Raw genomic sequence first — 26,989 nt, 5'->3', positions numbered from 1 at the left:
ACAGCTGCTTGTCACTTCTGGATTAACGAACAACAATGATATTCAGTCATTTTTGACGTTCAGGACAGCCCTTGTTAAAAAGGATTGGAATTTGAACAGCAAATATAAAAAGAGCATCGGCACGATGCTCTTTTATATTTGCTATCTTTTTCTGCCAAGTCCCATTGCGTTTTCCATTTTTTTAATCATTTTATTCGCTGCAGCATTTGCTCTTTCTGCACCGCGGTCTAAAATTTGATCCAATTCTTCTGACTCTAATAAAGCATGGTACTTTTCTTGAATTGGCTTCAGCACTTCAATCACAGCAGCTGCTGTATCGTTCTTGAAATCCCCGTAGCCTTTGCCTTCATATTTTTTCTCTAAATCAGCAATTGATTCTCCAGAGAGAATAGAATAGATAGATAGAAGATTCGAAACACCCGGCTTGTTTTCTTTATCGTATTTTACAATTCCTTCTGAATCAGTTACTGCGCTCTTGATTTTCTTTTCAATTATCTTAGGTTCGTCTAAGAGAGTAATAAACGATTTTAAGTTCGAATCTGATTTGCTCATCTTTTTCAGAGGATCTGCAAGCGACATGACTCTAGCGCCGACTTTTGGAATTCGGACCTCAGGGATTGTAAAGATGTCGTTATACTTCTTGTTAAAGCGCTCTGCCAGATCACGTGTAAGCTCTAAATGCTGTTTTTGATCTTCTCCGACAGGAACGATGTCCGTTTTATATAGTAGAATGTCGGCAGCCATTAGTGGAGGATAGGTTAATAATCCAGCAGTAACAGCTTCTTTTCCCGTAGATTTATCCTTAAATTGCGTCATTCTCTCAAGCTCCCCGATATATGCAACACATTGAAGCATCCATCCTGCCTGAGCGTGCGCCGGAACTTCAGACTGAACAAATAATGTTGCTTTTTCAGGATCGATGCCGATCGCGAGGTAAAGTGCTGCAAGACTGCGGATATTTTTGCGCAGCTGGAGGCGATCCTGAGGGACAGTTATAGCATGCTGATCGACGATGCAAAAGTAGCAATCGTAATCATGCTGCAGATCAATAAATTGCTTCAGTGCCCCGATATAATTTCCTAATGTAACGTGTCCTGAGGGCTGAATGCCCGAAAAAATGGTTTTCATTTTATCACTCCTATATTGGTTTACATACAAAAAAGCCCATTCGTATCCTGCTGAACAGGGACGAATGGACCGCGGTGCCACCCTAATTATTTCTAAAAGAAATCACTTAACGTCTTTTAACGCAAGACGAAACGGCTGATCCTACTAAATTTCAGTCAGCTGCTCAAAAGTCCATTCCACAGTTTTCATTACCCGCATCCCAGCAGCAGCAGGCTCTCTATAAATGAATTCACTATGTACTACTCTTTATCATCGCTTCTTTAAATAAAGATTTTATTAAGATATAGGAAAGTTTAGTGTTTTGCACATTGATGTCTAGCTGCAGCGCCTAAATCCCCGGTCAGAACGGATCCGCCTTACGGAGCTGTCAAAGGCGCTTCCGCTTTTCTTATTATAAAAGCTTACAGCAAGATAATCAACTGCATTAGAGGTAATAGAACACCAACCCTGTAAACATAGTGGCGGCAAGAAGAAGTCCTGCTAATAGGAATGGCATATATTCAACGCTGAGCAGCTCAGAAAACAGCCTCATTTCCTCCACTTCTTCCTTTTTTAAATCTCTGCCTTTCGATTGAAAGGTTCTTCTGAAGCCTTGGGTAATTCCATCAAAAAATCCACCTTCAGCTACAAGCAGGAACATCGAAATGAAGAGCAGGATTCCAGATAGATAAAAAGAAATATTGATATAGTGAAGAAGCGTAATTTCTCCATATAATAGAAGGGAAAGCATAAAGACTAGAACAAACGACACGGAAAACGTTGATAAAAATAAATTGCGTTTCATAAATACCCTCTTTTTTTAACTAATTATACTAAAGTGCAATACGTTCAAATAGTAATTCTGTATAGAAATATACGAAAGATATTATAGCACGAAAAATAAAACTAATTAGAATCTTTTCATTATGCCCGCAAAATAGTTTATTAGCTATTGCTGTATATTGTATACATTTTATATTTTACACACTATTTAAATTCTTTACAAAGACTAAGCATTTGGTATTTACTATGTCATTAAAATGAAATATCAGGACTAATTCTGACGCTTTATTTAGGTGTAAAGAACTATTTTTGATTCAAAATAGTCTTAATTTTATTGCATTTGTGTAAATTTTATTAAAAAAATGAATGTACAAAAATTTTAAAGCTTGTATAATAGTGTTTGTAAGAATTTTTTAAAAATAAAAGGGAGGGTTATTAATGAAAAAGTCAAAATTTTCATTGCTTTTAGTTCTTTCGCTTGTTTTAAGCGTTTTCTTAACGGCTTGCTACGGCGGAGGCAATCAAGGTTCTTCTGACGGAGGAGACAAAGATAAAGACTCTAAAGAAGAATCAAATGTAGCACAGGAGCTTAAAGTTTTAGAATCATCTGAGATTCCATCTATGGACTCTGTACTAGCTGAAGATACAATCAGTTTATCTCAATTAAACAATACGAACGAGGGTTTATACCGTATTGATGAAAACCAAGAGCCAGTGCCTGGTATGGCTGACGGCGAGCCTGAAGCTAATGAAGACGGCACAGAATATACAATTAAATTAAGAGAAGATGCTAAATGGTCTAACGGTGACCCTGTTACAGCAAACGACTTCGTATTTGCTTGGCAGCGTTCTCTTAATCCTGAAACAGGATCTGCATATGGTCCATACATGATGATGGGTAAAATTAAAAATGCTGAAGCATTATATAATGGAAAAGCGAAACCAGAAGATTTAGGCGTTAAAGCTACTGATGAAAAAACATTGGTTATAACTCTCGAAAAACCAATTCCTTTCTTTAAATCATTAATGGCTTTCCCGACATTCTATCCTCAAAACCAAAAGTTTGTTGAAGAACAGGCTGCAAATTTCGGTAAAAAATCAGAAAATTTAGTGTTCAACGGACCTTTCACGATTCAAGGATGGGAAGGACCTGCTGATACTGAGTGGACTTTAGAGAAAAATGCTGAATACTGGGATGCAAAAAATGTAAGCCTTGAAAAAATTCAATTCAACGTTTCAAAAGATCCTCAAGCTGCAGCAAACGCATTTGAAGCTGGAGAAGCAGATGTGACTCCTAAACTTTCAACACCAGCAGTTATCGCACAATATGAAGGTGATGACCGCCTGTTAAGATGGTTAGAGCCTACAATTTTCTGGCTTAAATTAAATCAAAAGAACGAAGCTCTTGCAAACGTTAACATCCGTAAAGCAATTGCAATGGCTTTCAACAAAGAAGATTTAACAAATGAAATCTTAAACAATGGTTCTATTCCAGCAAACTATGCTGTACCTAAAGAATTCGTTACACACCCGGAAAGCGGTGAAGACTTCCGTGAAAGTAATGGAGACTTACTTACTTATAACCCAGAAGAAGCTAAAAAACTTTGGGCAAAAGGCTTAGAAGAGATTGGCCAAAAAGAAGTGACATTAGTCTACCTTGGCGGAGATACTGAAACGTCTAAAACAGTTGACTCTTACATGAAAGACCAGCTTCAAAACACTCTTGAAGGATTAAAGATTGATGTACAAAGTGTTCCTTTCAGTGTTCGTTTAGATCGTGACAAAACAATGGATTATGATATCCAGGCTGCAGGCTGGGGTCCTGACTATCTAGATCCAATTTCATTCTCAGATCTATGGATAACTGATGGCGGAAATAACAGAATGGCATACTCTAACGAAAAGTATGACAAATTATTAAAAGATGCTCAAACAACTTTAGCTAACGATCCAGCTAAACGTTTCGAAGCACTTCAAGAAGCTGAAAAAGTTGTATTAGAAGAAGATGCAGGTATCGCTCCGATGTATCAGCGTGCTTCTAACCTTCTTATCAACAAAAACGTTGAAGGTTTCACTTACCACCTTGTAGGACCTGAATACAGCTACAAGTGGATTAAAATCACTGACGCTGAGTAATAAATATTTACGAAATTAAGGCGAATGATTATAATCAAAAAGAATAAAAAGAGAGTATATGCTATATACTCTCTTTTTACCTGCTAAAGAATTGTCGAATTATGTAGATGATTCTGAATTTTTCATATAGTTCTAGGAGGTGCACACATGGTTAAATATTTGGGCCAACGTATGATTTACATGCTTATTACTCTTATATTAATTGCTTCATTTACATTTTTCCTTATGAAACTGATCCCCGGTACTCCATTTAATAACGGTAAGTTGTCAGATGCACAGGTGGAAATCATGAAAGACAAGTATGGGCTCGACCAGCCTGTACCCGTGCAGTATTTTACTTACATGACAAACTTGGCTAAAGGTGATCTTGGAGTATCATTCCAATTTGACAACACTCCGGTATCAGAGCTGCTTGCTGCTCGCATAGCCCCATCTGCTATCCTCGGATTTCAGGCAATGTTTGTAGGAACGTTATTCGGAATATTTCTTGGTATTGTCGGAGCACTGCGCCAAAACACTTGGGTAGATTACGGTGCAACATTCTTTGCTGTTATCGGTAAATCCATTCCCTCATTTGTTTTTGCCGGTTTATTGCAATATTACGTCGGAGTAAAATTAGGATGGCTGCCTGTTGCATTCTGGCGCGGACCTGAATACAGCATTTTGCCTACAATAGCTCTTGCTATGTTCCCAATTGCGATTGCTGCACGTTTTATGAGAACGGAAATGATCGATGTATTAAATTCTGATTACATTACACTTGCAAAAGCAAAAGGTGCAAGCTACTTTGAAATTGCTTTTAAACATGCCCTGCGAAATGCATTAATTCCAGTTGTAACGGTTTTAGGACCGCTGGCAGTAGGACTCATGACAGGATCACTTGTTATTGAGAAAATTTTCTCCGTTCCTGGACTTGGAGAACAATTTGTTAAGTCAATTACAGTGAACGACTACCCAGTCATCATGGGTACAACCCTTTTATTTGCTTTCCTATTTGTCTTAATTATTCTTGTTGTCGATATTTTATACGGCATCATTGACCCACGAATTCGTTTAGCGGGAGGTAAAAAATAATGGCACAAAAAGAAATCAACAAAGAATTATTTCAACCCGCTAAAATTGATTCTTCAAAGAGTGAAGAAATAAATAAGCCGAGTCTCAATTATTGGCAGGATGCATGGCTTCGAGTAAGAAAGAATAAAGCTGCCGTTTTCAGTTTAATTGTCATTGTGCTCTTAACTCTTTTAGCATTTATCGGGCCGGCTGTAAGCGGATACGACTCAGCCCGTCAAAAAGCAACACATGCTAATTTGCCTCCTCGTATTCAAGGTCTTGAAAACATCAGCTGGCTGCCTTTTGATGGTACAAGAACTCTTAATAATGGTGAAGAAATAAAGATTTATGAACAGAAACAAATTAAAGAATATTACTGGCTTGGAACAGATAACCTGGGCCGTGATCAGTTTACCCGCATCTGGAAAGGGACACAAATCTCTCTATATATTGCCTTTTTAGCTGCATTCATCGATATGATCATCGGTGTAGCTTACGGTGCAATCTCCGGTTACTTTGGAGGACGCATTGATAACGTCATGCAGCGTATCATCGAAGTTCTGATGGGGATACCGAACCTTGTTGTCGTTATACTCATGATTTTAATTTTAAAACCTGGTATTATCTCCATCACAGTTGCGTTAACCATAACTGGCTGGGTTGGAATGGCCAGGGTCGTTCGTGCACAAGTTCTTAAACTTAAGAATCAGGAATTCGTACTGGCATCAAGAACACTTGGTGCAAGTCACGGAAAAATTATCTTTAAACATCTCATTCCGAACTTAGTTGGGGTTATAATCATCAATACAATGTTTACCATACCGAATGCTATTTTCTTCGAGGCGTTCTTAAGCTTCATCGGACTTGGATTACAGGATCCTCTTGCCTCTCTAGGAACGTTAATTGATGAAGGGTTTAAATCAATGAGAGCATTCCCTTATCAAATGATTTACCCGGCGATCGTAATCAGTGTCATTATGATTGCATTTAACATGATTGCAGATGGACTGCGCGATGCGCTGGATCCTAAGATGAGAGACTAGAAAAAGGCAGGTGACCCAAAGATGGAAAAAATATTAGAAGTAAAAGATTTGCATATTTCGTTCCACACGTTTGCAGGAGAAGTACAAGCCATTCGCGGTGTGGACTTTGACTTAAAAAAAGGGGAAACTCTGGCGATTGTAGGAGAATCAGGCTCTGGTAAATCGGTTACAACAAAGTCCATCATGCGATTATTGCCTGAGAGCAACTCTGAAATCAAAAAAGGGGAAATCCTCTTTAATGGAAAGAACTTAGCTTCATTAACGGATAAGCAAATGCAGAAGATCCGCGGCAAAGATATTTCGATGATCTTCCAGGATCCTATGACATCTTTAAATCCGACAATGATTGTTGGAAAGCAAATCATGGAACCGATTGTAAAGCACCAGAATATGAGCAAAGCACAGGCAAAGGAAAGAGCGATTGACCTTCTGCGCCTTGTTGGAATTCCAAAGCCTGAACTACGCTTCAAACAATATCCCCATCAGTTCTCGGGCGGTATGAGACAGAGGGTTGTTATTGCCATCGCGCTTGCATGTAATCCGAAAGTTTTAATTGCGGACGAGCCTACTACCGCTCTTGATGTTACGATTCAGGCGCAGATTCTTGAGCTAATGAAGGATCTGCAAAAGAAAATAGACACATCGATCATTTTCATTACCCACGATCTTGGAGTAGTTGCAAATGTAGCTGATCGTGTAGCGGTTATGTACGGAGGGAAAATTATCGAGATTGGAACAGTAGATGAGATTTTCTACAATCCGCAGCATCCGTATACTTGGGGCCTAATCAGTTCAATGCCGAGCCTTGATTCACAAGATCAGGAGCTGTATGCGATACCTGGAACGCCTCCAAACTTATTGCATCCTCCAAAAGGCGACGCTTTTGCACCGCGTAACGAATATGCTATGGAAATTGATTTAGAAGAACAGCCGCCAATGTTTAAAGTATCTGATACACATTATGCTGCAACTTGGCTGCTTCATCCTGATGCACCAAAGGTTGAACCGCCTGCAGCGGTAAAACTTCGTCAGCGCAAGTTCCCTGAAATGAAGGAGGGAAAGTAAGAGATGAAAAGAGAAAAACTTCTTGAGGTTAAAAACCTAAAACAGCACTTTAATGTAGGGAAAGTAAATGAAGTAAAAGCAGTTGATAATATTTCATTTGATATCTATAAAGGTGAGACACTTGGCCTTGTTGGTGAATCAGGCTGCGGAAAGTCTACGACGGGCCGTTCGATTATCCGTTTATACGACGCGACAGACGGTGAAGTAAAGTTTAATGGCGTAAATGTTCACGGAAAAAAATCCAAAAGCGAGCTGAAAACTTTTAATCGCAAAATGCAGATGATTTTCCAAGATCCATACGCTTCCTTAAACCCGCGCATGAAAGTATCTGACGTTATTGCCGAGGGAATAGATATCCATGGTCTGGCAAAGTCCGATAAAGAGCGGATGGAAAGAGTGTACGAGCTTCTTGAAACAGTAGGTCTGAACCGTGAGCATGCAAACCGTTTTCCTCATGAATTCAGCGGCGGACAGCGCCAGCGTATCGGAATCGCGCGTGCACTTGCAGTAGATCCGGACTTCATTATTGCAGATGAGCCAATCTCTGCTTTAGATGTATCGATTCAGGCACAAGTAGTAAACTTAATGAAGAATCTGCAAAAAGAAAAAGGACTTACGTATCTATTTATTGCGCATGACCTTTCAATGGTAAAATACATCAGCGACCGCATCGGTGTAATGTATTTCGGCAAGCTGGTTGAGCTTGCAGACGCAGAAGAGCTTTATAACAATCCGATTCATCCGTATACTCAAGCTTTGCTTTCTGCTATACCGCTTCCGGACCCTGATTATGAGCGCACTCGTGTAAGAAAGAAATACGACCCGGCTCAGCATCAGTATACAGAAGGAGATGAGCCGCAGTTCCGCGAAGTAAAACCAGGCCATTTCGTGATGTGTTCAGAAGCTGAATTCAAGCAGTACAAAACTTTATATGCAAAATAAAGAAAAGTGATCTCATGAACTGAGATCACTTTTTGTGTAAAAAACATGAGGAATGGCAGCAGAAAACTGTTGAAAATTGTCAAAATAAGTCCCAATACATGTATGAACATCCTGATTTTTCATTTATAATGAGGACAGATCAGCAAATGGAGGGTGTTAATCGTGGCTTTTTTACAAAAGATTGTACCTGTATTCGTACTTGCAGGCTCTATAGCAGCAGCAGGAGCAGGCAATCAGACACAGGCAGAAACAGGCTTAGTTGCAGCTGCACACGATAGTAAAGAACTTGTGTATCAAAAGAAAGAACTCCCGGCATTGATGCCCCGTTTTGTTTTTGACTCGGGACTGAACTTTGAATATCCAGATGCAATCAGAGGAATCTACGTAACGGGCCATTCCGCCGGCGGCAGTAAATTTGCACAGCTGACAAAGCTAATGGATTCAACCGATCTAAACGCAATGGTTATTGATGTGAAAGATGATTATGGAAATTTAACTTACCGCCCTGATCCATCTTCACCTTATTACGACATTAGTCATCAATACATAAAAGATCCGCGGGCGATGCTTACAGAGCTTGAGAAAAAGAAAATCTATCCGATAGCGAGAGTTGTTGTATTTAAGGACTCGGTTCTCGCAAACAAAAAGCCGGAATGGTCTTTTAAAGATGGAAACAGCGTCTGGAAGAACGGGCGAGGAGAGTCTTTTGTAAACCCATTTGTAAAAGAAGTATGGGATTACAATGTTCAGATTGCAATTGAAGCAGCAAAGCTCGGTTTTCAGGAGATACAATTTGATTACGTCCGTTTTCCTGAAGGATTTGAGAATAAAGATGCCACGCTAAAATACAGACACGGTGATTATACAGATACAAAACAAGATAATGTTCAAAAGCGTGTAACAGCGGTAACCGACTTTGTTGAATACACGAGGGAAAAATTGAAACCTTATGGCGTTAAAACCTCAGTTGATATCTTTGGATATACAGCTACATTGCCCGAAGCACCGGGTATTGGCCAAAACTTTACAAAGATCTCAAATCATGTTGATGTTATATCATCGATGATTTATCCAAGTCACTGGACGGCCTATTTTGGAATTGAGAAGCCCGACTTAAAACCATACGAACTCATTACAGAATATGCGAAGCTTGAAAATAAAAAGCTTGATGAGCTGAAAACAAGACCAGTGTCGCGGCCATGGCTTCAGGATTTTACGGCTTCATGGCTCGGCAGCGGAAACTACAAAAAGTATGGAAAAGAAGATATAGAAGCTCAAATCATGGCATTGAATGATCAGGGTATAAAAGAGTACCTTCTGTGGAATGCCGGAAATAACTATACAAAAGGCGTAGATTACACACCTTGATTATATATAACTGGTTTCTTTTTGAGGGTGAAAACAGCAAAATACAGAAGTAAACGGATACTAAATTGCACTGCAATTTGTATCCGTTTTTTGTTGTTCGGGGTATCAAACGTACGCATTTACATTGGCTACCCAAAACCCTGATTTTGCCTGTTTCAGGGTACCATACGCGCTCTTTGAGTACCCAAAAAACAGATTTTGTCTGTTTCAGGGTACCATACACGCTCTATGAGTACCCAAAACCAGGATTTTTCCTTTTTCAGGGTACTATACACGCTCTATGAGTACTCAAAACCAAGATTTTGCCTTTTTCAGGGTACCATACACGCTCTATGAGTACCCAAAACCAAGATTTTACCTGTTTCAGGGTACCATACACGCTCTATGAGTACCCAAAACCAAGATGTTGCCTTTTTCAGGGTACCATACACGCTCTATGAGTACCCAAAACCAAGATGTTGCCTTTTTCAGGGTACTATACACGCTCTATGAGTACCCAAAACCAAGATTTTGCCTGTTTCAGGGTACCATACACGCTCTATGAGTACTCAAAACCAAGATTTTGCCTTTTTCAGGGTACCATACACGCCCTATGAGTACCCAAAACCAAGATTTTGCCTTTTTCAGGGTACTATACACGCTCTATGAGTACTCAAAACCAAGATTTTGCCTTTTTCAGGGTATCATACACGCTCTATGAGTACCCAAAACCAAGATTATTCATGTCTCAGGGTACCATACACGCTCTATGAGTACCCAAAACACCATGATATTGCCTTTTTCAGGGTACTTATACGCACTCTATGAGACCCAAAACACTGAGTTTACCTATTTCAGGGCAACCCAAAACGATTATAAAAAGTTGGGTACAGTTCAGACTGCACGTTTTCTTATGTTTTATCCTGAACAATTTCTACTACTGTAATACTACCTTTATTTTTACTGAATTTTATGGTGTTCTCCTCTTAAACAGATCCTGTTAGCATATATAGGGATTTTTTACTTAAATTTGAAACAAAAAAACCGGTCACGACCGGTTTTCTTCCTTAAATATTATCTTCGTCTGCCGCCGACTTTTCGCCATCCTGCCTGGGTTTTTAAAGTATGTTCAACGTTTTCATTTTTCTTTTTTCCGCTGAAGATGGTTTCTCCGATTCCATTCGTTATGACTCCCATTAAAGCTGTTATTCCAATAACCAATACAGCAACAAGCAGAAAATCGAACGCATATTCAAACAAAATCCTCACCATCCCATTATTTACTTATAATTTTATAGTAGCTCATGTTTAACACTAAGGAAAGAGGGTATATATAATTTAGGAAGAAATGAACGTTAAAACATGTAAGGAGCGGATCAATGAACTGGTATGAGAAATTAAATCAATACTTTCCTATTGAGGAAATGAAATCTAAAGAACATATTGAAACTCTCTTGAAAGAGCGGGGCGATATTTATCATAAAGATGAAGGAGAATATCATGTTCTTATGTATGCTGAATTAGAAGATTTCATCTTTATTGACTACTTGTTTGTATCGAAAAAAGCAAGAGGACAGGGTCTTGGACATAAGCTGATTTCAAATTTAAAAGTATTAGGAAAACCAATTATTCTAGAGGTGGAACCCGTGGACGAAGATATTCTTGATACGGGCAAGCGCTTAAAGTTTTATCAGCGAGAAGGATTTCAGCATGCAAAATCAATCGGATACAGAAGAAAGTCGCTTGCTACAAACGAAGTGAATGCAATGGAAATTCTTTATTGGTCCCCTGAAGATGCTTCTGAAGAATTAATATATGAAGCAATGAAAAAGACATACTTAATGATTCATACTTATAAAGATAAAGAATTTTACGGAAAAGAATATCAGGATGTACAGGAAGTTTTATCCATGCAGGAGCAGGATAATCAGAAAGATATTTTCGATGGACTGGATTAATTGAGAATCAGATGACAGCATTCAGAGGGATGAATGCTGCTGAAAATACAGGATTTAGAGTGAATTTGATAAAAGCAGTAAATATAATCCCTCAATTTTTACGGAATTGTAACTGATTTGTCAAACATTTGTATTTAAAAAGTGTATACTTACTTACTTTTCTATAGTATAATTCGTTATAGATATTACTTAATTGTAGTAATTTCAATTTGCATACAAAGTAATACTTATTACTATTATAAGCAGTCTGCTCATTTTACACAAAAAGGAGTGAAAGGTTTATGGTAACGTTATATACATCACCAAGCTGTACTTCTTGTCGTAAAGCGAAAGCATGGTTAGAAGAGCATGAAATCGCATATACAGAGCGCAACATTTTTTCAGAGCCGCTTTCAGTTGACGAGATTAAAGAAATCTTGCGCATGACTGAAGATGGAACAGATGAAATCATTTCTACTCGTTCAAAGATCTTTCAAAAATTGAACGTAAATGTTGAAACAATGCCTCTTCAAGATCTTTATGATCTGATTCAGGAGCACCCAGGCCTATTAAGACGCCCAATCATCATTGATGAAAAGCGATTGCAGGTCGGATACAATGAAGATGAGATCAGACGCTTCTTGCCTAGAAAGGTACGCACATATCAGCTGCGTGAAGCACAGCGTTTAGTGAATTTCAGTTAAAGAATCATAACCCATAGAAAACCTTCCTTAGCTGTTAAGGAAGGTTTTCGTTTTTTTCGATGCGCTGATAAATGAAGCTAGATAAAATCAAGAACAAAATGAGCAAATAAGGGAGCATGACCCCCATGCTTGGATGTGTATGGAATATTGGCGCAAGCTTGTGTTCATGGATAATCATTTTGCCTGCAGTATAAGCAAGCATTCCTCCTCCGATATAAATGAGAGCAGGATATTTGTCTAAAATTTTAAGAATGAGATTGCTGCCCCAAATCATGATCGGGATCGAGATTAACAGGCCGATTATGACAAGGAATGTCTGGCCGTTAGCTGCTCCGGCAACCGCAATGACATTATCCATTCCCATCAGCATATCAGCCAGTACAATCGTCTGAACCGCTTTTCTCAAGGATTGATAACTTTTTATTTCTCCTTCTTTTTCCTCAGTTCCTACAATTAAATGATAAGCGATATAGAGGAGCAGAATCCCGCCAATCAGCTGCACAAAAGGAATTTGGAATAAATAGACTGCTACTGAAGTAAGCAGGATGCGAACCCCAATTGCGAAGACCGTTCCTAAAATGACTGCTTTTTTTCGCTGTTTTGGGGGCAGATTTCGGCTTGCCATTGCAATAACGATCGCGTTATCTCCTCCAAGGAGCAAATCAATGCCGATAATCATAATCAAAGACATGAGAAATTCCTGTTCCATTTAAGTACCTCTTTCCCTGTTATTGACTGCTCGTACCATATATATGAAGCGAACTTTGAATTATGAGCCATTCTATATAGGTGAATAACTGTTTTTGTAAATTCAAGGTTTTTTTATTTCATTCGGAGCTGTTTTATCATAAAATAGGAGTACAAGAATCTTGAAAGGCAAGTCTCATTTTCAAGACAAGTTTTATAAGCTAATGATGCGTTGCGCTGACGATTAAATAGCTGCTGATTTGGGTAAAGTGTAGAAAAGTGCAACTTATTTAGGGGTTTAGTTGTCCCTTCAACATCATATATAGAAGGGAAGGTTGTAAAGATGGAGATAGAACGTATTAATGAATATACCGTAAAGTTTTATATTTCATATCTTGATATAGAGGAACGCGGTTTTGACAGAGATGAAATCTGGTACAACCGCGAAAGAAGTGAAGAGTTATTTTGGGAAATGATGGATGAAGTTCACGACGAGGAAGACTTCATGGTGGAAGGGCCGCTATGGATTCAGGTGCAGGCTCTCGATAAAGGTTTAGAAGTTATTGTAACAAGAGCTCAGCTGTCAAAAGACGGCCAGAAAATTGAACTTCCTTTATCTGAGGATAAAGTGAAGGAATTACCGGTCGATGAGAACATTGAATCAATTCTAGATCAGCACTTTAATGATGATCTTGATGATAAATCAGACGGTTCGGCGGAGGAAGAAGAGCAGCAGCTGCAATTCCTGATAAAATTTAATGATTTTGAACATATTATTGCTTTAGCAAAAGTTCCTGTGAGCGGCTTTGTCAATTCACTTTACTCACTGGATAAAAACTACTACCTGTATGTAGAGTTTGATGAGCAGCATTCAGATGAAGACATTGAGAATATGCTGAGTATTATTCTCGAGTATGGACAAGAATCGCGCATGACCATTCACCGCGTCGCGGAATACGGCAAGGAAATTATTGCGAATGAAGCTCTTGACGTTGTTAAGAAACATTTTAGCTAAAACAAAGAAGTGCCGATTTCATGAAGTTTGAAGTCGGCTTTTTTTAGCATTAAATTTCATACAGGCTGTTTTCGGACAAGTTTTTTGTTTAAGCATCCGCAGTTATCGATAAAACTAAAGAACCTTTATAAAAGTCAGGGGTAAAACATGAAAAATACGGTTCGAGTGCTTTTGTTTGCAATTATTATTGGTTTTTTTATCTATATCATTCAAAATTTTACGGGCAGTATTTCAAGTGAATGGATGATTACAGCTGCCACTGTTCTCTTTGCATTTTCAGTTATCTTTATTGGATTTGTCATTTTCCTTGAAAACCGCAAACCCTCTCAAACGATTACATGGCTTGTCGTGCTTGGAAGTTTTCCGCTGATCGGCTTTTTATTTTACCTGGTATTTGGCCGCAATGTGAGAAAGAAGAAGTTATTTGACCGAAAAGCGCTGGTTGATGAAAAAATCATGTTTGAAATTGAAGGTAATCAATCGTCTTATGAGGAAAAGATTGATTTAATGGGCGACCATCAGCAAATGCTCTTTAATTTAGCGCACCGCCTTGGACATACTCCAATTTCATTTTCTACAAGAACGAAAGCCTTGACGAATGGCAATGAGACATTTAATCATATTTTCGGGGAAATTGAGAAGGCTGAGCATCACATCCACCTTGAATATTATATTGTCAGGCACGATGAAGTCGGCAACAAATTAAAAGATGCTTTGATTAAGAAAGCGAAAGAAGGCGTAGAGGTTCGCTTTTTATATGATTCAGTCGGAAGCTGGAAATTATCAAAGGCGTACATTAAAGAAATGCAGCAGGCAGGCATTGATGTTGTTTCATTCTTACCTGTAAAAATGCCCTTTTTGAACAACAAAGTCAATTTCCGCAATCACAGAAAAATCATAGTCATCGATGGAACTGTCGGGTTTGTCGGCGGCTTGAATGTCGGTGATGAATACTTGGGCAAGAATAAGTTTTTCGGATTTTGGCGTGATACCCATTTAATGGTGTGGGGCGAAGCCGTCCGCACGCTGCAAATGATCTTTCTTCAGGATTGGTATTACATGACGGGAGAAAATATTGTGAAGAAGGAATATATGACTCCTTCTGTTCAGCTTGAAGAGCATGAAGGGGGCGTACAGATAATTGCTGGCGGACCTGATAACAAATGGGAAATCATTAAGAATCTGTTCTTCTCTATGATTACATCTGCCAAAGACTCCATCTGGATCGCATCTCCTTACTTTGTGCCGGATGAAGATATTCTTTCAGCCTTAAAGGTAGCTTCATTAAGCGGTGTAGACGTAAGGCTGCTTGTGCCGAAGCGTCCAGATAAAAAAATCGTCTTCTATGCTTCAAGGTCCTATTTCCTGGAATTGCTTGAAGCTGGTGTGAAAATTTACGAATATGAAGAAGGCTTTATGCACAGCAAGATTGTCATTGTTGATTATGAGCTTGCTTCTATAGGAACAGCAAATATGGATATGAGAAGCTTCCATTTGAATTTTGAAGTGAATGCCTTTCTTTACCGGACAAGAAGCACGCAAAAGCTTGTCGATGAGTATGAGCGTGATCTCAAAGTATCCCATGAAATTATCATGGATGAATTCAACGAGCGTCCTTTCAAACAGAAGCTTTATGAATCAATGTCCAGACTGCTTTCCCCCTTGTTATAATTTGAGGAGACATGCCGTTTATGGTATGTCTTTTTTTTGACGGAAGTATGAAATTTACACGCTTTGATGTCTAGCGCAGAATCCTCGGTCAGAATGGCTCCGCAAAAAAAGTCAAACCTTATCTGCTTTTTGAATTTGACCATGACGCTTTTTTCTTATAGAAACAGATTCCTTAATAAGGAAACTTTTTATATAATGAAGATGATCATAAGATAGGAGCTGATGCAAAGTTATGCTAGTTGCCAAAACAGGCAAAGGAACCATAATTAATCTTTCGGACAAGCGATGGGAAGCAAAGATCCTTATGCAATTAAGAAGGGAGGAGGCCTTCTACTGTCCAGTGTGTGAAAATCCGCTTGATTTAAAGATTGGCAGCATCAAAGTCCATCATTTTGCACACCAAAAAAATAAAACGTGCACTATAGAAACCGAGCCTGAAAGCGAGTACCACCTGAATGGGAAGCTCCAGCTTTATAAGTGGCTTAAGGGACAAGGAGTCCAAAGTGCAAAGCTCGAACAATATCTGCCAAGAATTTCTCAGCGCCCTGATGTGCTTTTTAAAAACAGAAATAAATACACTGCTGTAGAATATCAATGCTCAGTCATTCCAGCTTCTCTTTTTTCAAAAAGAACCAGTCAATATAAAAAAATTGGCATTGATGAGATGTGGATATTAGGCGGTAAAAATACTGCAAGGTTAAGCAGTCATACCTTTCGCATTTCCCCTTTTCAGTGGCTGTTTGCAAGAGCAGGTGAAGAGCCTCTTGATCCGCCTTTTATACTTACGTATTGTTCTCAAGTGCAGGCATTCCTCCTGATTGAACACCTCATTCCTTTTTCAAAACAAGTCTTCTTCTCCATTCCAAGATATTTGCCTCTAAATCAAACCGCCATTTCTGATCTTCAAAGTCCAAAACCGCATTCTATTAAGTCTCATCTTTCAAAGTGGATTCACCTCATCAAATCACATCGTTTAAAACCGGCTGTACATCTTCCGAGGGAAATGATCCTGCTGCAGAAAGAACTTTATGAAAAGAAGCAGACTCCGCTTTCCCGCCTTCCTGCAGAAGCCTTTCTTCCAATCCAAACCAGCTATCTGTTTGATTCCCGCATCTACCTTTGGCAAACCAAAATTCTCTTGTTCATAGATCAGATCCAAGCAAACACAATTTTTACTCTTGAAGAGGTTACAAGGGAAATAAGGACAGATCCATCAACTAAAGTCCGTGATCTTTCACATTTAAAGCATCTTACAATTGGGGCTCCAATCCGTGAATATTTAGAGACATTATCGTTCATGGGCATGCTTCAGCGTGTAAATAAAAACAAATATGTGAAACAGAGAGAAATTACATGGCAGAATAAACCTGCTGATTTATTAAAGAGAGATGAGCTTGTTATGAAGTTATTTACTCAATATAAATGATTTGCATGAACAGGGTAAGGACGAAGCAACCTATGAAAGAGAGAATATGAATGGAGGAATGATGATGTTTTATAAAAAAAGACGGAAAAGCAATCTGTTTGATTACACCTTAACAGCTGTCAGCACAGGAGCCATTGCATACCTGATGACGAAGTCAATGCGCGAAAATGGAGAGAAGGATGTCGACAGCCGTCAGGACTTGTCTGATATGCAGGGAAAATAGCAAGACTCTTAGATTGATTTGCAAGAAAATATAGAATATTATTGGGTTAATCATGTTTAAAGGGGGATTTAGATAAATATGGCAGAACAAACAGCCGTTAAAACATTGCCGAAACGAACGGATATCGCTGTCGAAGATACATGGAAACTTGAGGATATTTTTGAAAATGATGAAGCTTGGGACGCAGAGTTTAAAGAAGTGAAAGCTGCCTTGCCTAAAATCGGAGAATTCAAGGGCAAACTCGGAGATTCAGCTGATGCTTTTCTAGAAGCACTTACATATCAGGATACTGTGATGGAGAGATTAGGAAAGCTTTATACATATGCCCACATGAGATACGATCAGGACACAGGGGATTCACACTATCAGGGCTTAAATGACCGAGCATCAAACCTTTACACACAGGCGAGCAGTGTTTCGTCCTACATTATTCCTGAAATTTTATCAATGGATGAAGCGAAAATGAAAAGCTTCTTAACTGAAAAAGAAGAGCTGAAGGTGTACGGGCATACGTTAGATGAAATTAACCGCCAGCGTCCGCATGTATTATCTGCAGAGCAGGAAGCCCTGTTAGCGCAGGCTTCAGATGTATTGGGATCTTCAAGCAATACATTTGGCATGCTGAATAATGCGGACCTTGAATTTCCTTCAATAAAAGATGAGGACGGCGAAGAGGTAGAAGTAACCCACGGCCGCTACATCCGCTTTTTAGAAAGTGAAGACCGCAGAGTTAGGCAAGATGCCTTTAAAGCGGTATACAGCACATATGATAAATACAAGAACACATTTGCAAGCACGCTTTCCGGAGCGGTTAAAAAAGATAACTTCTACGCAACAGTAAGAAATTATCAGTCAGCACGCGAAGCAGCCCTCAGCAATAATAATATTCCTGAAGAAGTGTATGAGAATCTCGTTAAAACGGTAAACGATAATCTCCACCTGCTTCATAAATACATCGAGCTCCGCAAAAAAGTGCTCGGTCTTGATGAGCTTCATATGTATGACCTTTTCACACCGCTTGTGAAAGACGTTAAGATGAAAATTCCTTATGCTGAAGCAAAGGACTTTTTGCTGAAAGGTCTTGCTCCGCTTGGAGAGGATTACCTGGCCATCTTGAATGAAGGCTTTGAAAACCGCTGGGTTGATGTGCACGAAAACAAAGGGAAAAGAAGCGGTGCCTACTCTTCTGGAACGTACGGCACAAACCCATATATCCTGATGAACTGGCAGGATAATGTGAACAATCTCTTTACATTGGCCCATGAATTCGGTCACTCCGTGCACAGTTATTACACAAGAAAATCTCAGCCGTATCAATATGGACATTATTCAATCTTCGTAGCAGAGGTTGCTTCTACATGCAACGAAGCGTTATTGAATGATTATCTGTTAAAAACCATTGATGATAAGAAAAAACAGCTTTATCTCTTAAATCATTATTTAGAAGGATTCAGAGGTACAGTATTCCGTCAAACGATGTTTGCTGAGTATGAACATACGATTCATAAAAAAGCGCAGGAAGGCGAACCGCTGACGCCAGATCTATTAACGAAGCTATATTATGATCTGAACAAAAAATACTTTGGTGAACACTTGGCAGTGGACGAGGAAATAGGCCTGGAATGGGCAAGAATTCCACACTTCTACTACAATTACTATGTTTACCAGTATGCAACTGGATTCAGTGCAGCAACCGCACTCAGTAAGCAGATCCTTGAAGAGGGAGAGCCTGCGGTCGGGCGCTACCTCGAGTTCCTTAAATCCGGAAGCTCGGATTATCCGATTGAAGTGCTGAAAAAAGCAGGCGTGGATATGACATCGCCCCAGCCAATTGAAGAAGCATTGAAGGTATTTGAAGAGAAGCTGAATGAGATGGAACAGCTTTTGTCAGAGTAAAATAAGAAGAATGCAGCTTATGGGCTGCATTCTTTTTTAGTTTCTGCAGAAGGCGGGAAGGCGATTAAAAGCTTAATATGGCTAATAAAAGCGAGAAGAGGATAAAAAAGCCGTAAAAGCGCTATAAACGGCTTTTCTCATTCTGTTTAAAAAAAATGATTCGGCTAAATGTTTCTTAATTTAAGCTAGAAAAAGCGGATAATCGGCTAATAAGTTAGCTAATTCCGCTTGAAAAACTATAAAAATGGCTAGAAAAAGCTTGTCAAAATACTGTTATTGATTGAATTTAAATCATATTCAGATTTGCGGCTAAAACCCCTTAAAAGTTTTCCGATGATTCACTAAATATAGTGTCACAAAGATGGAAATAAACAAAAGCGGGGAAGATATCAGCAATGGAAACATCTCCATTAATCCAAGTATATTTAGAAAGAAACTTATAATAAGCAGAATTATACTGATAATCACGGGAAGGCTGCTGTTCAATTTGAAATCCTCCTTGTTTGTTCTTTATAAAAAATATGAAAGACACGCTGTATTTATGTTTGTGACAAATTTGTGAAATGAGTATCTATGGGTTGTCATAACTCGACAATTTCTGATATATTATAGATGTGAAATCAATCACAAACAAACATTTACCCCTTTGTTTGACCGTGAAAAATTTCTCCCATCCCCTTTGTTGTCGTTAAGACATACAGAAGACTCCGTATTACCCGTGCGGAGTCTTTTTAAGAATAAGAAAGTAAACGTTTTCAGGTTAATAAAGAAAGAAATCCGGTACAGGAAATTGTACCGGATTTCTTTCTTTTCTATCCAATGTATCTCCAGAACGTACCGTGCTTCACTGGCACGCGCTCAACCTTTTGAGCAAGCAAATACTTTTTCATTTCCTTTTCCGCGTCTTCTGCCGTCATATTGTAAACTGCCGCAATCTCTGCTGTAGCGACAAATTGAAAATAGCTTAAAAAGATTTCAAGCGGCGGAGCTTGAGATGGCTTCGGTACATCCCCAAGCATTTCCGATAAGATGCCAACATACATTTCATAAGAATAATACCCGCTGATTTTCAGCCCTTCCTGATCGACATTCTGATTAAAGAAAGTGAGTGTAGGGTTTTCCTGAACGTCCATTTCCGCAGATATTTTTAAATCGCATTGCAGTGCTTTGGCGGCACAGGCTGAATGAAGATCTTTTACAAACTCATCAGCGTCAAGGCCGACTTCCTGTGCAATTTGTACAAGAACTTTTTCTTCTGCAATATTCTTTGTTTGAAGAAATAAGACTTCCTGAAGTTTCCGCAAATAACGGATACCTGCTTTTCGGCCCTGAAGCTCTGCTGATTTTATCGCAAGCGAAGCTGAAAATGGAGATGAAATCGAACTTTCAGATCTTAGTATCCCATCACAGGACATCCCTGTTAAACTGGCTGTTTTTTCCCATGCTTGCGCAAGATTTGCCGGATTTTTCCGTTTCATCTGGTTAAGCGTTTTGATGCGTCCGCTGATGATATGTTTTAATGTAAAGAATCTTCCATATTCAATCAGCAGTTTTTTTATGATCGGTTCAAGTGCCCAGCAGTCAGGGCATAGTGGATCGATGAACATATAGATTTCGAGCGGTTTTTTTGAATTGCCCTGACAGTGAGAGAAAAATGGAGCTGATTTTTGATTCTCACCGTGCTGAATCATCATTGCGGAGAACCCTTCGGCTGCTGTTTTTCATCTGGAGTGTTCACCATGTGCTGGGCTGTCAGTTCCAGCCGTTCAAAAAACCATTCCCGAAATCGTTCATCAAGTTCTAATTCATCCATAGCTTCTTCCATACAGGAAAGCCACGCCCCGGCTCTTGCAGGAGTAATTTGAAAGGGCAAATGTCTTGCCCGCAGCATGGGATGTCCATGTTCTTCTGTATATAAAGACGGTCCGCCTAAGTATTGCGTCAAAAATTGCTTTTGTTTTCTAGCTGTTTCCGACAAATCATCTGGAAAAATCGGAGAGAGCAGAGGGTGCTTGTGCACTCTATGATAGAAGGCATCAACCAGCTGCGAAAGTGCATCTTCCCCAATCGCTTCATATGGTGTTGAAAATTGATCAGCCATGCCTGTGATCTCCTTTATTAATAAGATAAGCTTATTGTAACAATTGACCTACCATTGCTCAAACAAACTGCCTTGAAAAGTCATGTTATGTTCTAATTATATAATCCAGATGGAAAATGGCGATAGCCTTTTTTAGTCTCAATATTGATTTAGCCCTCCAGGAGTCTATGTCCAGTTCGATAGTTAGATCCAAGGGCAGGAGGGATTTGACGGTGCTTCCGCTTTTCTTAGTATATGTGAAGGGCTTCGTTCTATGAAATGAAAAAGGGAGCTGATTTAAAGCCGCTTTCGCTTTTAAAATCAGCTCCTTTTTTAAGCAAAATAGGAAGCAGTAATTTTTTGTACGTAATTTTGTGTTTCTTTAAACGGGGGAATGCCGCCGTACTTATCGACATTTCCAGGCCCGGCGTTATATGCTGCAAGAGCAAGCGGGATTTCACCATTATATTTCGTAAGCATCTGCTTTAAATACTTCGTACCGCCTTCAATGTTTTGAGCGGGGTCAAAAGAATTCATGACGCCAAGTGACTGTGCCGTTTTTGGCATAAGCTGCATAAGTCCTGCAGCCCCTGCAGCACTCTTGGCATTAGGGTTGAAGCCCGACTCTTGAGAAATGACAGCTCTGATCAGTTTCTCATCCATGCTGTATTTGGCTGCCATTTGAGAAATGATGCTGTCAATTTCCTTGCTGCCCGGTTCAGAAGATGTCATACGGACAGGCGGCATTGTCAAAGGGACGGCAGCTTGCTTAAATTGAGGCGGGACCTCTTCTGTCTGTCCGTCAATAAAAGACTGAAAGATATCCTTGAACATGGCCGCAGAGGAGGACTCGGAAGCTTCATCTGTTTCCGTTTGGGACAGGCTGCGTAAAGCCTGAAGCTGCATCATTGCCTTCATATGGTTAATTTCCACTATTAAGCTCCTTCTCATTAGCGATCTGACGTTTATGATTATAAAAACGTTTAATTTTGTTTGGCGTTGTGCGCAGAGGAATCTGGAGGGAGGCGAGCAGCTCGTGAAAAGCAAGCAGTCCTTCATCTGCATCCAAGACCTCATATTCAACCTCATAATCCTCTTTATTTATATATCGGCTGTGATCAAGAACAATTAAGCCATTTTTATAGGTTTTCTCTGCCCGATTTGTGGATAAAGTTCCAAAGAAGGAAATGCTTTCAGAATGAATGCCGAGTGAGAGTATTCGTTCTAAAACCTGGCCTTTTGGAAGGGCTGAAGCGGATGAAAGAAGCTCTGCCGCTTTTTTTCCTGTGATTTCCTGGTGAGTTTCAAGCAGGCCGACAGGTGCAGGTTCTTTTAATGTCAGTATGTACCTGCCGTTTTTAAAGCGAATACGAAGCGCCGCACCGTGCTCTTTAAGATGGAATTCCGGCGTATCAAAATAATGGTTTTCCTGATGTCTGAAGTCATCATCAGAGATTTGAAAAAAATCAGCCAGGCGGGAAAATTCATTTTCAGTAAGCAGATTTTTATATTCAATTTCAATTTCCTGGGTCATGGTTAAAGTCCTTTCGGTTATCAGATATTAAAGCGCTGCTTATTGATGGTAAGCAAAATTGTCGGCTCCGCTTTTCGGTGATGTCCAGCTCCATCGCCCAGCTCCTCGGCCAGAACGGCTCCGCCAGTAAAGGCAAAAAGCGCCTTTTCTGTCGGATCCTTATCTGTCTGTCGGAGCTAAACAGGGCGATTCCGCTTTTCGGTGATGTCCAGCTCCATCGCCCAGCTCCTCGGCCAGAACGGCTCCGCCAGTAAAGGCAAAAAGCGCCTTTTCTGTCGGATCCTTATCTGTCTGCCTACGCTAAACGGGCGATTCCGCTTTTCTCTTTATTATGGCAATTTAAAAAACGGTTTTCAATGTTTATCATGCACAGGGTGAATATGATAAAATAGACGTGGAATTGATTTGGAAGGAGATTTTTATGAAACGAAGAATTGAAGTGAATGAAGCCGTACTTGATCAAGGAAGAATGATACTTAAAGCGATGCCTTTTGAAGAGGACGATTTAAATGGTTTGACTGCAAAGGGACAGATGCTGGTCGACTCCGATCAATTGGCGTTTATTTACATAATGGATAATAATGAAGACTTTATTTACACAAACCTGCCAGCTGCGGTTTGGCCGCAGCTGAAAACGGCATTAGACAGCGGGATCCCAGTAGATCTGAATGTAAACGGATTGACGATTGAGCTGACAGATATCCATGATGAATTTTCCTATTTGCTTGAAAATATTAAAGGTAACGCAAACTACGGGGAAGAAATGGAAAAGAAAGTCGTTGAGACATTTGGCTTAAATGATTAATACATAAAAGCAAGTTTATTTATAATTTAGATAAAGTTTGCGCATTGACGGCAAGCGGAGTCGCCCAACTCTCGGCCAGAACAAATCCGGCAAAAAATCTAACCCGGACTTTTCTGCCGGATTCTTCTGCCATGTCTGAGCTAAACGGGCGCTTGCGCTTTTCTAAATGACGAGGGGGAAGGCTATGATCGGCAGAAAATGGGAAGTATTTTTAGCACCGTATCATCAGGCGGTTGATGAGTTGAAAGTAAAGCTTAGAGGGACAAGAGCGCAATATGAACTAGAAAGCAGCCATTCTCCGATTGAATTTGTTACTGGAAGAGTTAAGCCCATTGCAAGTATTCTTGATAAAGCAAGACGCAAAAATATTTCTCTTGATGCGCTTGAGACTGAAATGCAGGATATAGCTGGCATTCGCATGATGTGCCAGTTTGTAGATGATATAAAGCTTGTCGTCGAAATGCTCAGACAGCGGAATGATTTTGAAATCATTGAAGAACGTGATTATATTTCGCAAAAAAAAGCAAGCGGATACCGCTCCTACCATGTAGTGGCCAAATATCCTGTTCAAACTGTTTCAGGTGAAAAAAGCATTTTGGTGGAAATTCAAATCAGAACGCTTGCGATGAATTTTTGGGCAACTGTTGAACACTCTCTTAATTACAAGTACAGCGGGAATTTCCCCGAAGACATTAAAATCAGGCTGAAAAGATCAGCGGAAGCAGCTTTTCTTTTAGATGAAGAGATGTCAAAGATACGCGGAGAAATAAGAGATGCACAAGTCATTTTTTCAAGGAAAACAGAAACGAAAGATAAATGATGAATAAAGGGGCATACTGTTATGAAATTTGCGGTCACATCTAAAGGAGATACCGTTTCAAATACATTAATGCATAAGATGAAAGCCTATTTAATGGATTTTCATCTCGAATATGATGAGGATAAGCCTGATATTGTGATTTCAGTAGGAGGAGACGGGACACTTTTATATGCCTTTCACCGCTACCGCAGCAGGCTTGATAAAACGGCATTTGTAGGAGTACATACTGGTCATCTGGGTTTTTATGCCGACTGGGTTCCGGATGAAATTGAGAAGCTTGTGATTGCGATTGCGAAGACACCATATCAGGTTGTTGAATATCCGCTGCTTGAAGTCATCATCAGACATAATGACGGAGGACGGGAAGCCCGCTATCTTGCCTTAAATGAATGTACCGTGAAAGCGATTGAAGGCTCTCTTGTCATGGATGTTGAAATCAAAGGCCAGATTTTTGAAACCTTCCGCGGCGACGGTCTCTGCATGTCTACACCATCAGGAAGTACAGCTTATAACAAGGCTCTTGGAGGAGCTATTTTGCATCCGTCAATTCCTGCGATCCAGGTTGCGGAGATGGCATCAATCAATAACCGGGTATTCAGAACAGTAGGCTCGCCTCTTGTTTTGCCGGATCATCATACTTGTTTATTAAAGCCGGTTAATGATGTTGATTTCCAAATCACCATCGATCATTTAACGCTTCTGCATAAAGACGTAAAATCGATTCAATGCCGCGTTGCCAATGAAAAAATCAGGTTTGCGAGATTCAGGCCATTTCCATTCTGGAAAAGAGTCCGCGACTCATTTATTTCCGAATAGGATCCTGAGAGGAAGATAGTTGTGAACGCGTTTCAATTAACATGGACAATCCCTGCTGCAAAAGAAGGCATGCTCATAAGGGATTATCTTAAGGAAAAGAATATATCAAAGCGCGCTTTAACAGATATCAAGTTCGGAGGCGGATGCATTTTAGTGAATGGTGAACATGCAACCGTCCGCTTCGAGCTTAAGTCAGGGGATGTGCTCAAAGTCATCTTTCCTGTTGAAAAACCAAGTTCAGGTATGCTTCCTGAAAAAGTAAACTTTGGTATTGTGTATGAAGATGAATGGTGTCTTGTCATTAATAAGCCGCCTTATCTTCCGACAATTCCCTCGCGTGAACATCCAGGGGGGACGCTTGCAAATGGTCTGCTCTTTTATTACAGGGAAAAAGGGATCGCTGCAACCATTCATGTTGTCAACCGTCTGGATAAGGATACATCTGGACTAATGCTTGTCGCTAAGCACCGTTTCGCACACTCCTTGTTTTCCTCCCTTCAAAAGCAGGGCGGAATCAAACGGACTTACCTTGCTTTGGTTGAAGGGAAGGTTTTGGTGAGGCAGGGGACAATTTCTGCGCCGATCGGCAGGAAAGAGGACAGCATTATAGAACGGACCGTCAGAGATGATGGCAAGCTTGCTGTTACCCATTACAATACTATCGCGTATTCAGAATGCAATACACTCGTTTCCCTGAAGCTTGAAACAGGAAGAACGCATCAAATAAGAGTCCATATGTCCCACATCGGCCATCCGCTATGCGGCGACAGTTTATATGGAGGCAGTCATCGACTTCTATCAAGGCAGGCGCTGCACAGTGCTGAACTGTCATTTTTTCATCCGTTTCTGGAAAAAGAAATGAACTTCAAGATTGATTTGCCGGATGATATCCGATCGGGGATAAATAAGAAAGACTCATGCTGAGCACGGCATGAGTCTTTTTCGATAAATTAAAAGTGGGTTTTCGAAAATAAAAAGGATCTTTTTATCATATTTTATTTTTCGCAGCTAAATCTGATGATTTCGAAAATAGATTTACTCTCACACTAATATCAGGCTCTTCAATCCATCTCCCGGAACCTTGATTCGTCATACGGCAAAGATGATTTGACTGTGACAATCTCTTTTTCAGGATATCTGAGCGCTGTTAAATAGCCTCCAAATACTGCTCCAGTATCAATGTTCACCGTATTGCCGACAAACCGTGCTTCGCGTACAGGTGTATGCCCATAGACAATGAACGGTTTACCCTTGTAAAGCTTTGCCCAGTCTCTTCTGACAGGAGTTCCGTCAGGGTTAGTCTGGCCGGTTATGTCCCCGTAAAGCACAAATTCTTTTACTTTTTTGTGCGTTTTTCCTATGTAGTCAGCCCTGATTCCTGCATGGGCAATGACCAGTCTGCCCTCATCCAGAACCTGATAGAGAGGAGATTGATCGTAGAGCTTCATAAAACTCTGATAGACATCCTTTCGCTTTTCTTCTTCCAATGCTTCGAGTTCTGCAGCTGTCGTTTCTAAACCGTGTGCAACCTGGACTTTGTTTCCGAGCATGTAGCGGTAAAGTTTGTTGCAGTGGTTGCCTGGCACATAATATCCTGCTTGGTTCGAAGTGATTTTTATAACGGTCTCAATTACTTTTATAGAATGAGGTCCCCTGTCAGCCAGATCTCCTACAAAAGCGAGTTTTCTGCTGCTGTGAACAGGATACCCATTATTCCAATCATAGCCAAGCTTTTCCGTAAGCTCGCAAAACTCGTCAAAACAGCCATGAATATCACCGATAATATCAATTTTCATCTAAACCCGTCCTCATTTGTCTCTTTTTCTAAGATGATAGCAGATATCTTTAAAGAATCAAAAATATCATATACCTTCATCGTTCCAATAAAGAAAGAAAAGA

At 39.9% G+C, this 26,989-nt stretch carries 27 protein-coding genes and 1 other annotated feature; of the genes, 17 read left to right on the top strand and 10 right to left on the bottom strand.

Features of this window, described 5'->3' with window-relative positions; genetic code table 11:
- Positions 1-141 precede the first annotated feature (141 nt).
- Positions 142-1,128, bottom strand: a complete 987-nt coding sequence (gene trpS / locus QFZ72_RS23345) for a tryptophan--tRNA ligase (protein WP_307438243.1) — start codon at positions 1,126-1,128, stop codon at positions 142-144.
- 53 nt (positions 1,129-1,181) lie between these two features.
- Positions 1,182-1,390, bottom strand: a binding site (T-box leader).
- 162 nt (positions 1,391-1,552) lie between these two features.
- Positions 1,553-1,912 (bottom strand): DUF3899 domain-containing protein, encoded by a 360-nt coding sequence (locus QFZ72_RS23340; RefSeq protein WP_307438242.1) that lies wholly within the window; start codon positions 1,910-1,912, stop codon positions 1,553-1,555.
- Positions 1,913-2,328: 416 nt separating this feature from the next.
- Between QFZ72_RS23340 and QFZ72_RS23335 the strand changes: the two genes are divergently transcribed.
- The 6 genes from QFZ72_RS23335 (at position 2,329) to QFZ72_RS23310 (ending at position 9,497) form a co-directional block, all read left to right on the top strand.
- Positions 2,329-4,026 carry a peptide ABC transporter substrate-binding protein gene (locus tag QFZ72_RS23335; protein ID WP_307438240.1) on the top strand — a complete coding sequence of 566 codons (1,698 nt, stop codon included), beginning with the start codon at positions 2,329-2,331 and terminating at the stop codon, positions 4,024-4,026.
- 147 nt (positions 4,027-4,173) lie between these two features.
- On the top strand, positions 4,174-5,100 hold the full coding sequence (opp3b, locus tag QFZ72_RS23330) for an oligopeptide ABC transporter permease (RefSeq protein ID WP_252204056.1): 927 nt from the start codon (positions 4,174-4,176) through the stop codon (positions 5,098-5,100).
- A complete protein-coding gene (gene opp3C / locus QFZ72_RS23325) occupies positions 5,100-6,122 on the top strand; it encodes an oligopeptide ABC transporter permease (RefSeq protein ID WP_223440392.1) in 1,023 nt (340 codons plus the stop codon). Before opp3b ends, opp3C begins: the two co-directional genes overlap by 1 nt.
- A 21-nt stretch (positions 6,123-6,143) precedes the next feature.
- Positions 6,144-7,187, top strand: coding sequence for an ABC transporter ATP-binding protein (locus tag QFZ72_RS23320; protein WP_307438238.1), 1,044 nt, complete (start codon positions 6,144-6,146; stop codon positions 7,185-7,187).
- A gap of 3 nt (positions 7,188-7,190) precedes the next feature.
- The gene (locus QFZ72_RS23315) at positions 7,191-8,129 is read left to right on the top strand and encodes an ABC transporter ATP-binding protein (RefSeq protein ID WP_307438236.1); all 939 of its coding nucleotides are present in this window, start codon (positions 7,191-7,193) and stop codon (positions 8,127-8,129) included.
- A 162-nt stretch (positions 8,130-8,291) separates the two neighbouring features.
- Positions 8,292-9,497, top strand: coding sequence for a putative glycoside hydrolase (locus QFZ72_RS23310; protein WP_307438233.1), 1,206 nt, complete (start codon positions 8,292-8,294; stop codon positions 9,495-9,497).
- Between the two features lie 1,053 nt (positions 9,498-10,550).
- On the opposite strand, the gene QFZ72_RS23305 is transcribed toward QFZ72_RS23310, so the two are convergent.
- Entirely contained in the window at positions 10,551-10,736 is a 186-nt protein-coding gene (locus tag QFZ72_RS23305; RefSeq protein WP_373464626.1) for a hypothetical protein, read from the bottom strand.
- Positions 10,737-10,855: 119 nt separating this feature from the next.
- Between QFZ72_RS23305 and QFZ72_RS23300 the strand changes: the two genes are divergently transcribed.
- The gene (locus QFZ72_RS23300; protein WP_307438231.1) at positions 10,856-11,434 is read left to right on the top strand and encodes a GNAT family N-acetyltransferase; all 579 of its coding nucleotides are present in this window, start codon (positions 10,856-10,858) and stop codon (positions 11,432-11,434) included.
- Positions 11,435-11,715: 281 nt separating this feature from the next.
- The gene (spxA, locus tag QFZ72_RS23295; protein WP_070879181.1) at positions 11,716-12,117 is read left to right on the top strand and encodes a transcriptional regulator SpxA; all 402 of its coding nucleotides are present in this window, start codon (positions 11,716-11,718) and stop codon (positions 12,115-12,117) included.
- A gap of 34 nt (positions 12,118-12,151) precedes the next feature.
- Here spxA and QFZ72_RS23290 read toward each other — a convergent pair whose 3' ends face one another.
- The gene (locus QFZ72_RS23290) at positions 12,152-12,826 is read right to left on the bottom strand and encodes a TerC family protein (RefSeq protein WP_307438227.1); all 675 of its coding nucleotides are present in this window, start codon (positions 12,824-12,826) and stop codon (positions 12,152-12,154) included.
- Between the two features lie 321 nt (positions 12,827-13,147).
- On the opposite strand from QFZ72_RS23290, the gene mecA reads away from it, so the two are divergent.
- From mecA to pepF, 5 genes are all read left to right on the top strand, one after another.
- Entirely contained in the window at positions 13,148-13,819 is a 672-nt protein-coding gene (gene mecA / locus QFZ72_RS23285) for an adaptor protein MecA (protein WP_307438225.1), read from the top strand.
- 147 nt (positions 13,820-13,966) lie between these two features.
- Entirely contained in the window at positions 13,967-15,490 is a 1,524-nt protein-coding gene (gene cls, locus QFZ72_RS23280) for a cardiolipin synthase (RefSeq protein ID WP_307438223.1), read from the top strand.
- A gap of 232 nt (positions 15,491-15,722) precedes the next feature.
- Complete coding sequence (locus QFZ72_RS23275; RefSeq protein WP_307438221.1) at positions 15,723-16,916, top strand: competence protein CoiA; 1,194 nt, start codon at positions 15,723-15,725, stop codon at positions 16,914-16,916.
- A 64-nt stretch (positions 16,917-16,980) separates the two neighbouring features.
- A complete protein-coding gene (locus QFZ72_RS23270; protein ID WP_223440406.1) occupies positions 16,981-17,139 on the top strand; it encodes a hypothetical protein in 159 nt (52 codons plus the stop codon).
- Between the two features lie 78 nt (positions 17,140-17,217).
- Positions 17,218-19,035 carry an oligoendopeptidase F gene (gene pepF, locus QFZ72_RS23265; RefSeq protein ID WP_307438217.1) on the top strand — a complete coding sequence of 606 codons (1,818 nt, stop codon included), beginning with the start codon at positions 17,218-17,220 and terminating at the stop codon, positions 19,033-19,035.
- Between the two features lie 309 nt (positions 19,036-19,344).
- Here pepF and QFZ72_RS23260 read toward each other — a convergent pair whose 3' ends face one another.
- From QFZ72_RS23260 to QFZ72_RS23240, 5 genes are all read right to left on the bottom strand, one after another.
- Positions 19,345-19,503, bottom strand: a complete 159-nt coding sequence (locus QFZ72_RS23260) for a hypothetical protein (protein WP_307439958.1) — start codon at positions 19,501-19,503, stop codon at positions 19,345-19,347.
- A gap of 344 nt (positions 19,504-19,847) precedes the next feature.
- Complete coding sequence (locus QFZ72_RS23255) at positions 19,848-20,729, bottom strand: ClpXP adapter SpxH family protein (RefSeq protein WP_307438215.1); 882 nt, start codon at positions 20,727-20,729, stop codon at positions 19,848-19,850.
- Positions 20,726-21,136: a globin domain-containing protein gene (locus QFZ72_RS23250; RefSeq protein ID WP_307438213.1), complete on the bottom strand. Its 411-nt coding sequence runs from the start codon at positions 21,134-21,136 to the stop codon at positions 20,726-20,728. The genes QFZ72_RS23255 and QFZ72_RS23250 overlap by 4 nt, the downstream gene beginning before the upstream one ends.
- Positions 21,137-21,448: 312 nt before the next feature.
- Positions 21,449-22,048 (bottom strand): lytic transglycosylase domain-containing protein, encoded by a 600-nt coding sequence (locus QFZ72_RS23245; protein ID WP_307438211.1) that lies wholly within the window; start codon positions 22,046-22,048, stop codon positions 21,449-21,451.
- Complete coding sequence (locus QFZ72_RS23240) at positions 22,038-22,649, bottom strand: CYTH domain-containing protein (RefSeq protein ID WP_307438209.1); 612 nt, start codon at positions 22,647-22,649, stop codon at positions 22,038-22,040. The genes QFZ72_RS23245 and QFZ72_RS23240 overlap by 11 nt, the downstream gene beginning before the upstream one ends.
- Before the next feature lie 421 nt (positions 22,650-23,070).
- On the opposite strand from QFZ72_RS23240, the gene QFZ72_RS23235 reads away from it, so the two are divergent.
- From QFZ72_RS23235 to QFZ72_RS23220, 4 genes are all read left to right on the top strand, one after another.
- The gene (locus tag QFZ72_RS23235) at positions 23,071-23,454 is read left to right on the top strand and encodes a UPF0738 family protein (protein WP_307438207.1); all 384 of its coding nucleotides are present in this window, start codon (positions 23,071-23,073) and stop codon (positions 23,452-23,454) included.
- A 184-nt stretch (positions 23,455-23,638) separates the two neighbouring features.
- On the top strand, positions 23,639-24,274 hold the full coding sequence (gene yjbM / locus QFZ72_RS23230) for a GTP diphosphokinase (RefSeq protein ID WP_307438205.1): 636 nt from the start codon (positions 23,639-23,641) through the stop codon (positions 24,272-24,274).
- A gap of 21 nt (positions 24,275-24,295) precedes the next feature.
- Complete coding sequence (locus QFZ72_RS23225) at positions 24,296-25,090, top strand: NAD kinase (protein ID WP_307438203.1); 795 nt, start codon at positions 24,296-24,298, stop codon at positions 25,088-25,090.
- Between the two features lie 21 nt (positions 25,091-25,111).
- A complete protein-coding gene (locus tag QFZ72_RS23220) occupies positions 25,112-26,014 on the top strand; it encodes an RluA family pseudouridine synthase (RefSeq protein ID WP_307438201.1) in 903 nt (300 codons plus the stop codon).
- A 137-nt stretch (positions 26,015-26,151) separates the two neighbouring features.
- On the opposite strand, the gene prpE is transcribed toward QFZ72_RS23220, so the two are convergent.
- A complete protein-coding gene (prpE, locus tag QFZ72_RS23215) occupies positions 26,152-26,886 on the bottom strand; it encodes a bis(5'-nucleosyl)-tetraphosphatase PrpE (protein WP_307438200.1) in 735 nt (244 codons plus the stop codon).
- Between the last annotated feature and the right edge of the window lie 103 nt (positions 26,887-26,989).

It is taken from the genome of Bacillus sp. V2I10, from assembly GCF_030817055.1.
Lineage (GTDB): Bacteria > Bacillota > Bacilli > Bacillales > Bacillaceae > Bacillus_P.
Note: the sequence above shows the minus strand (reverse complement) of the source record. Positions and strands in the feature narration are given on the sequence as shown.

Excerpts from the sequence above, each read along its gene's own strand:
- QFZ72_RS23225 (WP_307438203.1), top strand. The coding sequence starts at position 24,296 with ATGAAATTTGCGGTCACATCTAAAGGAGATACCGTTTCAAATACATTA.
- QFZ72_RS23315 (WP_307438236.1), top strand. The coding sequence starts at position 7,191 with ATGAAAAGAGAAAAACTTCTTGAGGTTAAAAACCTAAAACAGCACTTT.
- mecA (WP_307438225.1), top strand. The coding sequence starts at position 13,148 with ATGGAGATAGAACGTATTAATGAATATACCGTAAAGTTTTATATTTCA.
- QFZ72_RS23240 (WP_307438209.1), bottom strand. The coding sequence starts at position 22,649 with ATGACCCAGGAAATTGAAATTGAATATAAAAATCTGCTTACTGAAAAT.
- QFZ72_RS23300 (WP_307438231.1), top strand. The coding sequence starts at position 10,856 with ATGAACTGGTATGAGAAATTAAATCAATACTTTCCTATTGAGGAAATG.
- QFZ72_RS23250 (WP_307438213.1), bottom strand. The coding sequence starts at position 21,136 with ATGGCTGATCAATTTTCAACACCATATGAAGCGATTGGGGAAGATGCA.
- pepF (WP_307438217.1), top strand. The coding sequence starts at position 17,218 with ATGGCAGAACAAACAGCCGTTAAAACATTGCCGAAACGAACGGATATC.
- spxA (WP_070879181.1), top strand. The coding sequence starts at position 11,716 with ATGGTAACGTTATATACATCACCAAGCTGTACTTCTTGTCGTAAAGCG.
- opp3b (WP_252204056.1), top strand. The coding sequence starts at position 4,174 with ATGGTTAAATATTTGGGCCAACGTATGATTTACATGCTTATTACTCTT.
- prpE (WP_307438200.1), bottom strand. The coding sequence starts at position 26,886 with ATGAAAATTGATATTATCGGTGATATTCATGGCTGTTTTGACGAGTTT.
- opp3C (WP_223440392.1), top strand. The coding sequence starts at position 5,100 with ATGGCACAAAAAGAAATCAACAAAGAATTATTTCAACCCGCTAAAATT.
- QFZ72_RS23275 (WP_307438221.1), top strand. The coding sequence starts at position 15,723 with ATGCTAGTTGCCAAAACAGGCAAAGGAACCATAATTAATCTTTCGGAC.
- QFZ72_RS23340 (WP_307438242.1), bottom strand. The coding sequence starts at position 1,912 with ATGAAACGCAATTTATTTTTATCAACGTTTTCCGTGTCGTTTGTTCTA.
- cls (WP_307438223.1), top strand. The coding sequence starts at position 13,967 with ATGAAAAATACGGTTCGAGTGCTTTTGTTTGCAATTATTATTGGTTTT.
- QFZ72_RS23235 (WP_307438207.1), top strand. The coding sequence starts at position 23,071 with ATGAAACGAAGAATTGAAGTGAATGAAGCCGTACTTGATCAAGGAAGA.
- trpS (WP_307438243.1), bottom strand. The coding sequence starts at position 1,128 with ATGAAAACCATTTTTTCGGGCATTCAGCCCTCAGGACACGTTACATTA.
- QFZ72_RS23335 (WP_307438240.1), top strand. The coding sequence starts at position 2,329 with ATGAAAAAGTCAAAATTTTCATTGCTTTTAGTTCTTTCGCTTGTTTTA.
- QFZ72_RS23270 (WP_223440406.1), top strand. The coding sequence starts at position 16,981 with ATGTTTTATAAAAAAAGACGGAAAAGCAATCTGTTTGATTACACCTTA.
- QFZ72_RS23290 (WP_307438227.1), bottom strand. The coding sequence starts at position 12,826 with ATGGAACAGGAATTTCTCATGTCTTTGATTATGATTATCGGCATTGAT.
- QFZ72_RS23320 (WP_307438238.1), top strand. The coding sequence starts at position 6,144 with ATGGAAAAAATATTAGAAGTAAAAGATTTGCATATTTCGTTCCACACG.
- QFZ72_RS23255 (WP_307438215.1), bottom strand. The coding sequence starts at position 20,729 with ATGATGATTCAGCACGGTGAGAATCAAAAATCAGCTCCATTTTTCTCT.
- yjbM (WP_307438205.1), top strand. The coding sequence starts at position 23,639 with ATGATCGGCAGAAAATGGGAAGTATTTTTAGCACCGTATCATCAGGCG.